Genomic DNA, 13,234 nt, shown 5'->3' with positions numbered 1-13,234 from the left:
GAGTAAATTTTGAGAAATGTAATGCAGGTGGCCGTGCTAAGGCAGCTGCAACGTTATTGGCTAGTGTTCAGTCTGGGTAAGCCGCCGAAGAGGCGAGGCTGTATCGTCGTAAGGTGTGTTATGAGTAACCAGCATCTGATCGGCCATTTCGGCCTCAAGTGCCGACATATGCTCTTCAGCGTCACGCATATGCTCGTCCATCAGCCTAGCTACTAGCTCGCGATCTTCCTCACGGAAGGCTTCGACTAGTTCGCGGTGGTAGCGATGATTGGCCTTGTCGAACTGTTGTCGCTCGGGTACATAGGCTTTTTTGACTACTACGAGGTCGCGTAGCATGTCGTTTAGGAAGCGGCACATGAAAGCCAGTAGTGGATTGGGACAAGCGCGAGCCAGTAGATTGTGAAATTCCAGCTCGAGGAAACGCTGGCGCCGTTGATCCTCTTCGCCGGGATGGCAACTCTGGCAGGCATCAATGTTGGCAGCCAGGATTTCCAGATCCTGCTCAGAAAGTCTTCCTACAACGGAAACGGCTAGCTCTATTTCTAGTAGTCGACGTAGCTGATAGACATGGTGGCCATCTAGCGATCGGAAGTGTAGAAAGTTACGCAACATTCGGCTGGCCGGCTCCATGCTGGGAGTATGCAGGATTGCCCCACCACCCGGACCTGTTTTAAGAGTAATTAATCCCTCAACTTCGAGAATCTTCAGGGCCTCACGAACTGTCCCTTTGGCGCAGTCGTAGAGTTCCATAAGAGATTTTTCATTGGGGAGGCGGTCGCCCTCCGTCATTCCCTCAGTCGCGATCCAACGCTTGATATCATCACTTATAAGTTCAGCTAGTTTTTGCCGGCGCCGGGGTGGGATATTGGTCATGGATCGCTCCTTGTAATAAGCGGGGCCTGTGGGCAGGCCCCGCACTGGACTTATCGGGACGTAGCCGCTTCACCTACAGGTCTGGCTTCACCTTCCAGACGTTCGGGGTGATACTCTGCGTCATACTCTTGACGAGCTTGTACGAATCGCTCGACTACATTGTGGTCCTTGCGCTTAAGCGCAAGGCTAAGACTCACGAAGAGCCCTCCGTTGAGCAGTAGCCCCCAAATACCAGCATGCAGGCCAAGTGGGTTGCTGACTGTTGGGCCATAGGTGAGAAACAGCACACACAGTATCCCAGCAATCAGTCCCCAGAATGCCGCCATAGGGTGCGCGCGTCGCCAAGTAATCGCGCCGATGGTTGGTACAATTAGCTGGGCGGTGCCTGCCAAGGCTGCGATACCAATAGTTACCAAAAGTCCAGGGACTGTCAGTGCCAGGATGTAAGCAGCCAAGGAGAAACCGACTAACGAGAGGCGGCCGATAGTCACAATTCTCGCTTGGCTCGCTTCGCGGTTCACATAGCGCTGGTAGATATCCATGGTCACCACTGTAGATACAGCATGTATCTGCGAGTTGGCCGTAGACATCGCGGCAGCAGCACCAGCAGCCATTATAAGTGATGCGATCATGTATGGTGCATAATTCATCAACATGACAGGCAGAATCTGGTCAGCATTCTCCAGGCCTGGCTCAAGCAGAACGCCACTGTAGCCAGTCAGAACGGAACCAAAGTAGCCGAAGGCCGCAAGACCCAAAAGAAAAGGCATGAGGTTAAACAGGCGCCCACTCTTGACTGAATACATGCGAAGCCAGATTTGAGGGCCCATGAAAGCTCCAATTGCCACGATGACGAACAGGGAGAACCACATGCTGTATCCCATGTTGCCATTTGGCCCTGGCATGGTCAGGTGCTCAGGTGAGTTTTGATGAAGCTGGGAAAATAGAGCCGCTGGGCCTCCCAGTTGATGGGAGATGTAGTAGCCGGCAAATAGCATTCCGAAGAATAGTAGTGCGCCGTAGATTACATCTGTCCAGGCGATTGCTCGGATGCCGCCAATCCAAACGTAGACAATAATTATAAAGTAGAAGAGGAGAGCTGCCAGCCAGAAAGGGATAACACCCCCAGAGGCAACTTCGATCAAATATGCCCCTCCGGTTAGCTGGATCTGGAGATAGGGGACCGTGAATACCAGGGTGATCACGACGACTAGAAGACGTAGTGCCTCGCTGTTATAGAAATCACCCATCAGATCAGAAGGCGTCAGGTAGTTGAAGCGCTTTCCCAGGAACCAGACCCGCTTGCCGACCCAGTAGTACATGAAACCAAACAGCAGGTTCCACGCCAGCGCGGTGAGATAGACAGGGCCACTGGTGTAGAAGGTGGCATTGGAGCCCAGGAAGGCAAAAGCACTCCACCAAGTGGCGGCCACCGTGAAAAATACGGCAATGCTGCCCATTGCTCGTCCTTGAACGAAAAAGTCCTCACTGGTGTCCTTCGATTTTCTGGCGGAAACCACACCTACTAGCAAGGGAATGATCATGAAGGCTGCAATAATGAAAATGCTACCGGTCATGGCACGATCTCCTTAGCGGCTGCGTTGGGCGGTGGAGGTGCTGCCGCTACCCCAGTTGGTGAGGTAGGCCACAAGGAAAAGGGCGGTGATAAAAGCCCACCACCCTAGGTTCCAGACGAGCAAGAATGGAGCACCCATGATCATGGGCTCAACTTTGTTGGCCACCATGACTATGGGGCTTTCGAGCATAATGAAGCCGAGTAGCATGCCGCCATAAATGGCGAGCTTCTTTGTTGGGAGGGTCGTTCTCATTGTGCTTCCCCTTGTTTTTGGTTAGTGGGGGAGGAATCTCCGTCTGACATAAGCCATCTGGAGAAGGTGGTGGTTGTATCGGTTCTAATTGTTGTATTTATGCGAATAAATATATTAATAGTCGAGAGCGCCCAGACCGTCAAGCCATGAGGTGGTGCGTTTCGGTGTACCGCCCTGGCCGGGCGAGAAGGTGGCTGCCCAGCTGATCAAGGCGATGGGCTATGAGGCACGTCAGAACGATCTGGCAGTAAGTGTCATCCTGGAAGGGCTGACCCGCAACGATCTGGAGGTCTACCTGAGGGGCTGGTGGTGCCGCAATACGTCCATGATGCCGGCGTGACCTCGGTGACGGGTCTCGATGCCCATCGCGATCGCTTTGACGGCGAGATACAGGGCATCGAGGCAGGCGCCGGTATCAATACCGCCATTCTTAAGGCTATCGATAACGACCTTGCGGGTCTCGGCGATTGGGATCTGCGCGAGAGCTCCACGGCGGCCATGCTGGCACAGGCCGAGCGCAAGATGGCCGACAGCGAGTTTTGGTTGGGAATCGCACTAGATGAACGTTAGCTTCGAGCTGGCCTACCTGGAGAACGCTGACGGCGCGGGCATCGCAGAGATCGGCAGTATGGTGTGGACGGTGGTGCCGGCGAGTCTGGCGGAGGAACATCCCCAGTTGCACCGCTTCCAGTCACAGTAAGTGGTGGAGATCGAGAGTCAGAACGCCTGGGTCCACGGCTACAGCTATGAGGATCGGCCGGCGGACGAGGTCGCCAGCGACTGGATCGGTGAAAACCTCGATATCGTGGCCGGCTGGCTGGAAGGCGTCGAGGCGGTACGCGCCCTCTACCAGTAAGCTCGACGGCGTTATGCGCCGAGTCGATCCTTCAGCGCCTGGCAGAGTCTCTGCCAGGCGCTGTGCTTTTCGGGAGGTCGTGCAGGCATGCCCAAGGGCATCATTTGCCTGTCACGACTCCTGCTGCCCCTTGGCCGCCACGCGACGCTCACGGCGACGACGCTCCACCATGCGGTAGCGCGAACGGATCTCGTCACGTTCCATGTAGCAGCCCTGCAGCCAGCGGTGGCCGCTCGAGCCCTCGAAGGCGTCGCGGGCATGCAGCAGGCGGCGGTTGTCGAAGATCACCAGATCACCCGGCGCATAGGTGAAGCGGATGGCGAACTCGGGTTCACGCAGCATCGCCTGCAGGGTCATCAGCGCCGCATAGGCGGACTCCACCTCATCGAAGTCGGTCTGCAGCGGGCCGCGCAGGAAGTCGGCGATGCGTACCTCGAGCAGTTCGCCGCGATCATCCAGGCGGATCATCGGCGAGTACCAGACGTAGTCGGTGGTCCGGGCGGTGTTGGCGAAGCACCAGTGAACCCGGGTCAGGGTGTCAAAGGCCTCGGGGTCGCGCTGGCGCAGCGCCTCGGCCACGGCGAAACCGTCGAGCATTACCGCCTGGCCGCCGGCGACGCTGTTTTCCAGGCAGTGCAGCATCTGCAGGCCCGGATGATACTCGCGCGTCGGCAGATCGGTGTGGGGTGGCAGGGCGATGGAGGTATAGGCGTTGGAGTCCGGGTCCGGCTTGGCCTTGACGTCGAACAGCAGGCCGAAGTTGGTGGGGCGTACCGGGCCGATGCGCCGTGCGATGGCTTCCAGCGAGCCGGGTTCGGTGGGCAGGCCACGCAGGCGCACCAGCCCCTTGCCCAGCACGCTTTCCAGGGCGGGGGCCAGAATCGTCTCCTCGGCCTCGCTGTCAGGCGTGGTGTCGAGCAGGCCGCCGGCATCGAGACTCTCCGGGGCCGCCTCGGGGCCGCCATGCCAGAGCTGTACCGCTACCAGCGGCGCCTCGGGATCCTCGGCGTTGTCGTAATCGTGGGCATGCAGCCAGCCTGGGTGAAAGCGCAGGCGAAGTTGCTCCGGGGCAAAGTCCACGCATAGTGCGCCGGCCGCATCGATTTCGGCGCCGGCGATCTCCGGCCATCCGGGCAGGGCGGAGAGGTCGAGGATGCGCTCCCGGGTGGCGGGATTGATGGTGGAGTCGTCGGCGGCATTCTCACGCAGCCAGATGCTGTGGTAGCGGCTCTCGCGGCCATCGCTCCAGCGCACGGTCACCAGGCGTGGCGAGAAGGTTAGCGTCTCGAGATGCGCCTCGATCGGCCAGGCGTCGTAATCGGGTGTCGCTGGAAGTGCGGTGGTCATCTTGGCCTCCTCGGGGGATTCATAACGCCGCCTAGAGTGCCAGTGGGGAGGCCGTGACGCCTGGCGGAGTTCGACACCGACTATGCACGATTCGACAGTTCCTGCCGGCGCAGCTCACTGGGGGTGAGGCCATGCTGTCGCCTGAAGGCGCGAGAGAAGCTCGAGGGTGAGGCGAATCCGCAGGCCAGGGCGATCTGCATGACGCTGTGCGGTGTCACGCGCAGCAGGCGGTGGGCATGATCCAGGCGCCGGGCCAGATAGGCTTGCTGGGGGGAGGTGTCCAGGTGACGCGCGAACAGCCGGTCGAGTCGGCGCCACGAGATATCGAGTTCGTCGGCCAGCTCGCCGATGCCCAGGGGCGTTTCGAGGTTGGCCTCCATCAGCGCGATGGCGCGTTGCAGCAGCGGCTCCTGGGGGATCACGGGGTCGCGCTGGCGGCTGGCAGGCCGACGGCCCTGATCGTGAACCAACTGGTCACGCACCCGGGTTGCCAGGTCCTCGCCGTGCCGGCGGAGGATCAGGTCGAGGCTCATGTCGATCGCGGCACTGCCGCCGGCGCACGAGAAGCCCTCGGTGGTCACCTCGTAGATCGACTCGACCGCATCGACCCGGGGAAAGCGGGAGCGGAAGTCGGACAAGCACTCCCAGTGCAGGGTGACCGTCTGGTCGTCGAGCAGGCCGGCGGCGGCCAGGATGTAGCAACCGGTATCCATGCCCCCCAGCACACAGCCTGTCGCCGCGCGCTTGCGAAGCCAGGCAATCAGCTCGTCGTCGATGGTGCTCTGTGGCTCGAAGCTGGCGCATACCGTCAGGCTGGGCAGCAGCGGTGCCTCGTAAAGCGAGTAGCTGACGTTCAGGGTCATGCCGTTGGAGGCGATTACCGGCTCACCATCACGGCTGATCAGGTCCCACTCGAACAGCCTCTTGCCACTGATGCGGTTGGCGATGCGCAGCGGCTCGATCGCCGAGAAGAAGGCCACCATGGCGAATCGCGGCAGCAGCAGGAAGCCGATGCGTTCTGGACGGGTATCGGGGGGCTGAATTCTCATGGTCAGGGGTGCCGAGGTGGTGGCCTGTTGCCGGACGTTTTTCTTCAGTACCTTGCTGCAAGGGTGCGCGCGGAGTAAATGATACTACTTTCTCGGTGTTTTTGGCGATTCTTCCTGGTTAAGTGTTTTAAACAGCGTTTTTGGCCAACTTCTCTAAGGAAGTCTTCTGGCTTGCCTTTTTTATTATACCGGGTATGGTTGTGAGGTTTGGCAGTAATGATCCCATATGCAACATGGCTGCTATGGCAAGCTATTTATCTTGAGGCGTGAAAGTGGCTTTGAGGTCTAGAGTGATTTATGCAAATCGTTCGGTCGGCAAGGTTTTCTCCAAGGGTATGTGTCACCCCTTCTTCTTTCGAGGTCGCCCAGTCGATTACGCATCTGTCGTGGAGAAGATCGAAGAACTGGCGGCCGGTGCGGGAGGGGATCCGAGCGTGGCATCGATTGACAAGATGATACGTATCGTCGACCTGTCGACGGGTGAGCGACGCACCTATACCTTGACAGAGCCCGGCAAGGCGAATCCGAGACGGGGGCTGGTGTCGATATTCTCGCCTCTCGGCGCGGCGCTGCTCTCCTCCAAGGTGGGAGAGGTCGTGAAAGTGGTGATGATGGGGTTTGAAAAAGAGGTGCGCATCATTGAGGTTCAGTAAATAAAAAACCCCTGTGCAGCTCCACTGATCCTGGCTTTAATTATTCGGGGAGCGCCTCTCTATAGTGATATTGAATTATTAATATTTATAATTTTCTGTCTGGGGGTGAAGCCAAGGGTCTGTTTTTAAATTAAACTGATGAGCCAGATGAAGAGCCGGATTGATAGTTGGGTTGAGAGCAGGGTGGCTGGTTGGATTGAGAGTTGTATAAGAATAAGTTTTTCAGGATAAACCCCGGATTCATGGAATAAGAGTGCCCGCTAAACAGCGGGCATTCTTCTATACGCCTTTCGGGCCCCAAAGGGCTGGTCCACGGTAGCGTTTAAATCTCGGCCCACATCCGCAGCAGGTTCGCCAGGCTCTTCGACAGCATATCAAAGGTGCGGGTCTTGCCATTGGCCTCGAACTCCTGGCGGCGGGTGCTATCCAGGTCGAACAGGATCTCGCGCTGCAGGGGGTCACGCACCTGGCTCTGGACCCAGCCGACGACGGCCAGACGCTCACCGCGGGTGACCGGCACGACCCGGTGCAGGGTGGAGGAGGGGTAGAGGATCAGGGCACCGGCCGGCAGCTTGTAGGTCTGCTCGCCAGCGGTCGAATCGATCAGCAGCTCGCCGCCATCGTAGCTCTCGGGCTCGTTGAGAAACAGCGTGAACGAGAGGTCGGTGCGCATCGCCCCCTGGGGGGTGGCCATGATCGCATCGTCGACGTGGTTGCCGTAGCTCATGCCTTCCCGGTAACGGCTGAACATTAACGGTTTCATGCGCCTCGGGCGTGCCGCCATCTGAAACAGCGGGTTGGCCTGCAGGCCCTTGGCCACCTCCTTGTGCAGTTCGGCGATCTCGGGGTGACGTCCGTCGGCCTGCTGATTGTGCTTGACCGTGCGGGCATGCCAGCCGGCGGTCTCGCGACCGTCGCGGAAGGCGGCATCGGTCAGGGTGGTCCGGACGCGGGAGAGCAGCTCGGGGGAGATGGCCTGGTCGATGCAGAGGATCACGGGGTGCTCCAGTCGGTCGAGAAATGAACCTCGATTATAAACAACTGGGAATCGTTTGCATTGAGCTTTCCAAGCCGGCACTCTACGCCCGTGCTCCTATCGGCCTGTAGGGCCACCCCCTGTCAAACGTATAAGCTGTCAAATGTATAAATAAGGAGGTCTGCATGACAAACAGCACCCGCACCAAGCTCTGGGTCGGCGTCGGCGCCAGCGTTCTGCTTGGCACCAGCACTGCCGGCTGGGCAGAGGCCGAGCCCGCTGTCGACTATACCCAGGGTCCCGACAGTCTGCTGCTGGCCCAGGCCGATCACGGCGGCGAGGGTGGTGAAGGTGGCGAGGGCGGTGAAGCCGGCCACCACCACGAAGGCGGTGAAGGTGGTGAAGGTGGCGAGGGCGGTGAAGCCGGCCATCACCACGAAGGCGGAGAAGGCGGTGAAGGTGGCGAGGGCGGTGAAGCCGGCCATCACCACGAAGGCGGTGAAGGCGGCGAGGGCGGTGAAGGCAGCGCCGCGACCGACCCCTATGCGGTCTTTGACTATCTGAACGTCTCCGCCGGCGGTGAAGGTGGCGAAGGTGGCGAAGGCGGCGAAGGTGGTGAAGGCGGTGAAGGCGGTGAAGGCGGTGAAGGCGGCTATGCCATCGACGTCAGCAACCCCGGCGTGTATTACACCAACCTGGCGATGATGAAAGGCCATCTTGCCGTGGCCCGCGAGCTCTACCAGGCCGGTGAGCAGGCCGCCGCCCAGCCACACTTCGGCCACCCCATCCATGAGCACTACGAGATGCTGGAGCCGGCCCTTGAGGCGCACGGCGTGAAGGGCATGGAGTCGAATCTGAAAGCGCTGGTCGAGACGATGCGTGGCGGCGGCGAGTGGGAGAGCAAGGCCGATGCCTACACGACTGCGCTCGAGGCGATCGATGACGCCATGCATGACGTGGATGGCGAGCTGCGTGACGATGTGGCCTTCCAGAGTCGCGCCCAGCTGGCGCTGCTGCGCCAGGCACTGCACGAGTACGAGGAAGCGGTGGATGATGGTCGCTTCGTCAATGTCGTCGAGTATCAGGACAGCCGTGGCTTCGTGCTGACGGCCAGATCGCTGCTCGAGAAGCAGGCCGGCCTCTATGAGGAGGCTACCTATGATGAGCTGCTCGCGGCCTATGAGTCCACTCTCGAGGCATGGCCGTCCGCGGTGGCCCCGGAGACCCCGGTGATGACCCCCGGTGAGCTCTCTGCACGGCTGTTCAAGCTGGAAGCGACACTCGGCCGCTACTGAGCCGAGAGACAGGCCCCGGCAAGCCGTCGGGCCGTCAAAGACAAGGCCCGCCCCGAACGTTCCGGGGCGGGCCTTGTCATTGGAGCAGGGTGTCTTGTGCCCCGAGGGGTCAGCTCTGCTTGATGGCCTGCCTGGCTCGGCGCGTCTCGCGCAGCAGCGAGACCAGCACCCCCACGGTCATCACCAGAATGACGGCACTCAGCGGCAGGGCGGCGGCGATCAGCGCCGTCTGCAGCGCCGTCAGACCGCCGGCCACCAGCAGCACCGCGGCCACCAGGCCGATGACGATACCCCAGAACACCCGGAAGCGTGCCGGCGGCTCGTCGTCACCCAGCGACAGGATGGTGGTCAACACCAGGGTGCCGGAGTCGGAGGAGGTGACGAACCAGCTCATCAACAGGAAGACCATCAGCGCCGACAGTATCCAGCCGAACACGCCGGTACCCACGATGCCATCGGCCGTAGCAAACAGCGCGGCGGGGAGCTGCCAGGCGTTGACCAGCTCGATGATGCCGGCGCTACCGGGGCCACCGCTGGCATTGAGCTCCTGATACATGGCGTTGCCGCCGAAGATGATCAGCCAGACGAAGATGATCAGGGTGGGGACCAGCAGGACACCCAGCACGAACTCGCGCAGGGTGCGGCCCTTGGAGATACGTGCGATGAACAGCCCGACGAAGGGCGCCCAGGCCAGCCACCAGCCCCAGTAGAAGATGGTCCAGCCCTGCTGCCACGTCTCCGTCGCCGGCTCGTCCGCGAACCACAGTCCCATGGGAATGAAGTTGATCGCATAGTCGAGCAGGGTCTCGCCGAAGGCGGTGATCAGCCACAGGGTGGGTCCACCGATCAGGAAGACACCGACCACGAACAGCGAGGTCCAGATGTTCATCTCCGAGATGATGCGGATGCCGCGGCGTACCCCGGTAACGGCGGAGAGGATCGAGATCACCGAGATAAGGGCGATCAGGATCAGCTGCGTCGGCAGGCCCGAGCCGATACCCACCAGGCGCTCCAGGCCCACGGCCATCTGGCTGACGCCCAGGCCCAGGGAGGTCGCGACGCCGAAGACACAGCCCAGCACGCCGAGGATATCGAACAGATGCCCCAGTGGGCCGAAGATCCGCTCACCGATAAAGGGGTAGAGTGCCGAGCGCAGCGCCAGGGGTAACCCCTTGCGATAGGCGAAGTAGGCCAGCGACATGCCGACGATCACGTAGATGGCCCAGCCGTGCAGTCCCCAGTGGAAGACGGTGACTCGCAGCGCGTCGATGGCCCGCTCATAGCCGATGGCGGTGGCCCCGGCCATGTCGGCGTGGGGGTTGTTGGGGTAGCCGAAGCCGCCGGTATCGTCGAGATAGAAGATCGGTTCGGCGACGCCGAAGAACAGGATGCCGATGCCGATACCGGCGGAAAGAAGCATCGAGAACCAGGCGAAGTTGCTGAATTCCGGGCGACTGTCATCGGGGCCCAGACGCACGCTGCCGTAACGGCTGAGGACGATGAACGCACAGACCGTCAACAGCAGCATCACCGTGATCAGGTAGTAGCCGCTGAAGGTGCTTTCGATCCAGGTGCGGGTGGCGCCGAACAGAGTGCTTGCGGTCTCCGAGCCGAAGCCGGTGAAAGCCACAAATAACAGCACCAGCAGCGCGGAGGTAAGGGTCATGCCGCGGTGCATGCCCTGGAAGAATCCACCCTGGGCCAGCTCGGTGACCATGTAGTCGGTGTCGAGCTCGACATAGGGGGAGTCATCCTTGGGTGGGGATGAGGGACGAATGGGGGGTGTGTGATTAGCGATGGTCTTGTCCTCTTTAACCGGGCAACGGGCCGGCGATCCCGGAGTGCCGCCCGAGGGCGGCACCGTCGTCGAACAGCATCGAGTCCTAGCGCCGAATGCCGATGGTGCGGCCTGCAAGGGCCGGCCAGGCCGAAGCCTCTGCCTGGGGCAGGGTGGCGATGGCCTCCACGACCTCCGGCGGAAAGGGCGACGGTCGGCCGCTCGCCTGGTTCATGCCCATCAGCATCTGCTCGCTGGTGGCCAGCAGGTTGCCCTCCTCGTCGTGCATCTCCAGGAAGGCATGCAGACGCTTGGCGTCACGATCCAGCAGGGTCACGGCGGCGCTCAGTGGCTGCCCCTCGTGGGCCTCGCGGCGATAGCAGAGGTGGGTCTCCAGGGTGTAGATCGTATAGCCGTGGCGCTCGCGTCCTGCGGCGTCCAGGCCGATATGATCCATCAGCGCCTCCAGCGCCAGGGAGAACACCCGGGCATACTCGGCGTCGTTCATGTGGCCGTTGTAGTCGACCCACTCCGATGCGACACGGCTCTCCAGGATCACCATCAGATGCGTCCCTCGAGGCCTTCGGCCTCGGGCCAGTACTTCTGCACCAGGTCGAGCAGCTCGACCAGGAAGTCATCGCGACGGCGATCGAGCTCGGCGACCGGCCGGCCGGCGGCCTGATGCTCGCAGCCATCGACCACCCTGTCGATCAGCTCATCGGTGAGCTCGGGAGCTTCCAGCTTGGTCCACGGCAACTTCAGCGCCGGGCCGAACTGTTCGAGCATATGCCGCATGCCCTGCTCGCCACCGGCCAGATGGAAGGTCAGGAAGGTGCCCATCAGTGACCAGCGCAGGCCGCAGCCGTAGACCACGGCGGCATCGATCTCCTCGGTGGTGGCCACGCCATCGTTGACCAGATGCAGCGCCTCGCGCCACAACGCCTCCATCAGGCGGTCGGCGATATGCCCCTCGATCTCGCGACGCACCACCAGCGGGCGCATGGCCAGATCCTGGTAGAGGGCCTGGGCGGCCTCGATCTGTGCGGTCTCGGTAGCCTCGCCGCCGACCAGCTCCACCAGCGGCAGCAGGTAGACCGGGTTGAAGGGATGAGCGACGATCACCCGGCCGGGAGCCTTGGCGCAATCCTGCTGAAGATCGCTGGGCTTGAAGCCGGACGTCGACGAACCAATGATGGTCTCCGTCGCCGCCGCGGCATCCAGGGCGGCGAGGATCTCGCGCTTCAGCTCGAGGCGCTCGGGGACGTTTTCCTGGATCAGGTCGGCGCCCTCGACGGCTTCTTCCAGGCCTGCGACGAAGCGTAGCCGCTCGGGGCTCGCCCCTTCGGCCAGGCCGAGCTTCTCGAGCGAGCTCCAGGCGTTGTCGACGAAGGCGCGGGTGCGGGCTTCGGCCTCGGGCGCCGGGTCGAAGGCGACGACATCCCAGCCCTGGGCCAGGGCCCGGGCGATCCAGCCGTTACCGATGACGCCGGTGCCGATGACACTCAGTTGCTGGCTCATGCTTCACCTCCCACGACCTTGCCGGTGCTCGGGTCGCGCAGCTTGAGATGCGCGCGAGTCTCGGCCGGGGTCATGACACGCCCGCCCAGGGTCTCGATAAGGTTGCCGGCCTTCTCGACCAGGCCGCCGTTGGTGGCCAGCACGCCCTTCTCGAGGTAGAGGTTGTCCTCCAGGCCGACCCTGGCGTGGCCACCCAGCATCATCGCCTGGGCCACCATCGGCATCTGGTGACGGCCGATGCCGAAGGCCGCCCAGTTGGCGTTCTGGGGCAGCTTGTTGCGCATGGCCAGCATGGTTTCCGGGTCGGCCTCGGCGCCCCAGGGGATGCCCAGGCACAGCTGGTAGAGCGGGTCCCCGTCGATCAGCCCCTCCTGCTGCAGCTGGCGGGCGAACCAGACGTGGCCCAGGTCGAAGCACTCCAGCTCCGGCTTGACGCCGGCGGCCTGCACCAGGCGGGCGTGCTCGCGCAGCCAGTCGGCGGTGTTGATATAGACCATGTCGCCGAAGTTGAGGCTGCCGCAGTCCAGGGTGCACAGCTCGGGCAGCAGTTCGCCCACCGGCTCGTGGCGCTGGGCGGGCGTCTGGATATCGGTGCCCGGGCCGCCGCGGGTCGGGTCCTCGACATCGGGGATCCAGTCGCCACCGCCGCCGGCGGTGATGTTCATGACGATGTCGACGTCCGCCTCGCGAACGCGCTCCATTACTTCACGGAAGTGGTCCAAGGAGTGGCTGATGCCGCCGGTCTCCGGGTCGCGCACGTGGATATGCGCAATGCTGGCGCCGGCGCGAGCGGCCTCGATGCAGTTATCGGCGATCTGTTGCGGGGTGACCGGCACATTGGGGTTCTTGCCGGTGGTGTCGCCGGCACCGGTGACGGCGCAGGTCAGAATAACGTTGCGGTTCATGCTCCGCTCCCTGTGTTGGAGGATTTGACCCGCATAGTGTGGCCAGCCATCGATACACATTGTTGGCGGTAAGCGACATTTGATTGATTAAACACGACGGTTGTGGGGGCTGGCGCGGAACATGGTCAATAAATAAGGGCCTGCGGAGCGCTTTCT

General features: G+C 61.7%; 16 protein-coding genes. 6 read left to right on the top strand and 10 right to left on the bottom strand.

The window, feature by feature from the left end; all coding sequences use genetic code 11:
• Positions 1-60 precede the first annotated feature (60 nt).
• Genes IOC61_RS15090 through IOC61_RS15080 form a run of 3 tightly spaced genes read right to left on the bottom strand, consistent with a single transcriptional unit; the run spans position 61 to position 2,702 of the window.
• A complete protein-coding gene (locus IOC61_RS15090; RefSeq protein WP_195689551.1) occupies positions 61-873 on the bottom strand; it encodes a FadR/GntR family transcriptional regulator in 813 nt (270 codons plus the stop codon).
• A 50-nt stretch (positions 874-923) separates the two neighbouring features.
• Entirely contained in the window at positions 924-2,450 is a 1,527-nt protein-coding gene (locus IOC61_RS15085; protein WP_195689550.1) for a sodium:solute symporter family protein, read from the bottom strand.
• A gap of 12 nt (positions 2,451-2,462) precedes the next feature.
• Positions 2,463-2,702 (bottom strand): hypothetical protein, encoded by a 240-nt coding sequence (locus tag IOC61_RS15080; protein ID WP_195689549.1) that lies wholly within the window; start codon positions 2,700-2,702, stop codon positions 2,463-2,465.
• 154 nt (positions 2,703-2,856) lie between these two features.
• On the opposite strand from IOC61_RS15080, the gene IOC61_RS17710 reads away from it, so the two are divergent.
• From IOC61_RS17710 to IOC61_RS17695, 4 genes are read left to right on the top strand one after another with little or no spacing between them, the layout of a single operon-like run.
• Positions 2,857-3,042 (top strand): hypothetical protein, encoded by a 186-nt coding sequence (locus tag IOC61_RS17710; protein ID WP_229333167.1) that lies wholly within the window; start codon positions 2,857-2,859, stop codon positions 3,040-3,042.
• Positions 3,039-3,272, top strand: coding sequence for a glycine betaine ABC transporter substrate-binding protein (locus IOC61_RS17705; RefSeq protein WP_324254727.1), 234 nt, complete (start codon positions 3,039-3,041; stop codon positions 3,270-3,272). Before IOC61_RS17710 ends, IOC61_RS17705 begins: the two co-directional genes overlap by 4 nt.
• Positions 3,262-3,402: a hypothetical protein gene (locus IOC61_RS17700; protein WP_229333166.1), complete on the top strand. Its 141-nt coding sequence runs from the start codon at positions 3,262-3,264 to the stop codon at positions 3,400-3,402. Before IOC61_RS17705 ends, IOC61_RS17700 begins: the two co-directional genes overlap by 11 nt.
• A 3-nt stretch (positions 3,403-3,405) precedes the next feature.
• Entirely contained in the window at positions 3,406-3,558 is a 153-nt protein-coding gene (locus IOC61_RS17695; RefSeq protein ID WP_229333165.1) for a hypothetical protein, read from the top strand.
• Between the two features lie 111 nt (positions 3,559-3,669).
• On the opposite strand, the gene IOC61_RS15070 is transcribed toward IOC61_RS17695, so the two are convergent.
• Complete coding sequence (locus IOC61_RS15070; RefSeq protein ID WP_195689548.1) at positions 3,670-4,905, bottom strand: TauD/TfdA family dioxygenase; 1,236 nt, start codon at positions 4,903-4,905, stop codon at positions 3,670-3,672.
• Positions 4,906-4,985: 80 nt separating this feature from the next.
• Positions 4,986-5,954: a GlxA family transcriptional regulator gene (locus IOC61_RS15065; protein ID WP_229333164.1), complete on the bottom strand. Its 969-nt coding sequence runs from the start codon at positions 5,952-5,954 to the stop codon at positions 4,986-4,988.
• A 386-nt stretch (positions 5,955-6,340) separates the two neighbouring features.
• On the opposite strand from IOC61_RS15065, the gene IOC61_RS17825 reads away from it, so the two are divergent.
• Entirely contained in the window at positions 6,341-6,607 is a 267-nt protein-coding gene (locus tag IOC61_RS17825; RefSeq protein WP_195689547.1) for a GreA/GreB family elongation factor, read from the top strand.
• Between the two features lie 322 nt (positions 6,608-6,929).
• On the opposite strand, the gene IOC61_RS15055 is transcribed toward IOC61_RS17825, so the two are convergent.
• On the bottom strand, positions 6,930-7,604 hold the full coding sequence (locus IOC61_RS15055) for a Fe2+-dependent dioxygenase (RefSeq protein ID WP_195689546.1): 675 nt from the start codon (positions 7,602-7,604) through the stop codon (positions 6,930-6,932).
• A gap of 164 nt (positions 7,605-7,768) precedes the next feature.
• Between IOC61_RS15055 and IOC61_RS15050 the strand changes: the two genes are divergently transcribed.
• Positions 7,769-8,878, top strand: a complete 1,110-nt coding sequence (locus tag IOC61_RS15050; RefSeq protein WP_195689724.1) for a hypothetical protein — start codon at positions 7,769-7,771, stop codon at positions 8,876-8,878.
• A gap of 109 nt (positions 8,879-8,987) precedes the next feature.
• Here the strand turns inward: IOC61_RS15050 and IOC61_RS15045 are convergent, their stop codons facing one another.
• The 4 genes from IOC61_RS15045 to IOC61_RS15030 all read right to left on the bottom strand — a co-directional run bounded on the left by IOC61_RS15045 (position 8,988) and on the right by IOC61_RS15030 (position 13,078).
• Positions 8,988-10,595, bottom strand: coding sequence for a BCCT family transporter (locus IOC61_RS15045; RefSeq protein ID WP_027960703.1), 1,608 nt, complete (start codon positions 10,593-10,595; stop codon positions 8,988-8,990).
• 166 nt (positions 10,596-10,761) lie between these two features.
• Positions 10,762-11,217: a thioesterase family protein gene (locus IOC61_RS15040; RefSeq protein ID WP_195689545.1), complete on the bottom strand. Its 456-nt coding sequence runs from the start codon at positions 11,215-11,217 to the stop codon at positions 10,762-10,764.
• Positions 11,217-12,173: an L-carnitine dehydrogenase gene (locus IOC61_RS15035; RefSeq protein ID WP_195689544.1), complete on the bottom strand. Its 957-nt coding sequence runs from the start codon at positions 12,171-12,173 to the stop codon at positions 11,217-11,219. Before IOC61_RS15035 ends, IOC61_RS15040 begins: the two co-directional genes overlap by 1 nt.
• Positions 12,170-13,078, bottom strand: a complete 909-nt coding sequence (locus tag IOC61_RS15030) for a 3-keto-5-aminohexanoate cleavage protein (protein WP_195689543.1) — start codon at positions 13,076-13,078, stop codon at positions 12,170-12,172. The genes IOC61_RS15035 and IOC61_RS15030 overlap by 4 nt, the downstream gene beginning before the upstream one ends.
• Positions 13,079-13,234 lie beyond the last annotated feature (156 nt).

Origin of the sequence: Halomonas sp. KAO (assembly GCF_015595025.1) — a bacterium.
Classification (GTDB): Bacteria; Pseudomonadota; Gammaproteobacteria; order Pseudomonadales; family Halomonadaceae; genus Halomonas.
This window is presented reverse-complemented; position numbering and strand designations above follow the sequence as displayed.

Excerpts from the sequence above, each read along its gene's own strand:
- IOC61_RS15090 (WP_195689551.1), bottom strand. The coding sequence starts at position 873 with ATGACCAATATCCCACCCCGGCGCCGGCAAAAACTAGCTGAACTTATA.
- IOC61_RS15085 (WP_195689550.1), bottom strand. The coding sequence starts at position 2,450 with ATGACCGGTAGCATTTTCATTATTGCAGCCTTCATGATCATTCCCTTG.
- IOC61_RS15080 (WP_195689549.1), bottom strand. The coding sequence starts at position 2,702 with ATGAGAACGACCCTCCCAACAAAGAAGCTCGCCATTTATGGCGGCATG.
- IOC61_RS17700 (WP_229333166.1), top strand. The coding sequence starts at position 3,262 with ATGAACGTTAGCTTCGAGCTGGCCTACCTGGAGAACGCTGACGGCGCG.
- IOC61_RS15070 (WP_195689548.1), bottom strand. The coding sequence starts at position 4,905 with ATGACCACCGCACTTCCAGCGACACCCGATTACGACGCCTGGCCGATC.
- IOC61_RS15065 (WP_229333164.1), bottom strand. The coding sequence starts at position 5,954 with ATGAGAATTCAGCCCCCCGATACCCGTCCAGAACGCATCGGCTTCCTG.
- IOC61_RS15050 (WP_195689724.1), top strand. The coding sequence starts at position 7,769 with ATGACAAACAGCACCCGCACCAAGCTCTGGGTCGGCGTCGGCGCCAGC.
- IOC61_RS15045 (WP_027960703.1), bottom strand. The coding sequence starts at position 10,595 with ATGGTCACCGAGCTGGCCCAGGGTGGATTCTTCCAGGGCATGCACCGC.
- IOC61_RS15040 (WP_195689545.1), bottom strand. The coding sequence starts at position 11,217 with ATGGTGATCCTGGAGAGCCGTGTCGCATCGGAGTGGGTCGACTACAAC.
- IOC61_RS15035 (WP_195689544.1), bottom strand. The coding sequence starts at position 12,173 with ATGAGCCAGCAACTGAGTGTCATCGGCACCGGCGTCATCGGTAACGGC.
- IOC61_RS15030 (WP_195689543.1), bottom strand. The coding sequence starts at position 13,078 with ATGAACCGCAACGTTATTCTGACCTGCGCCGTCACCGGTGCCGGCGAC.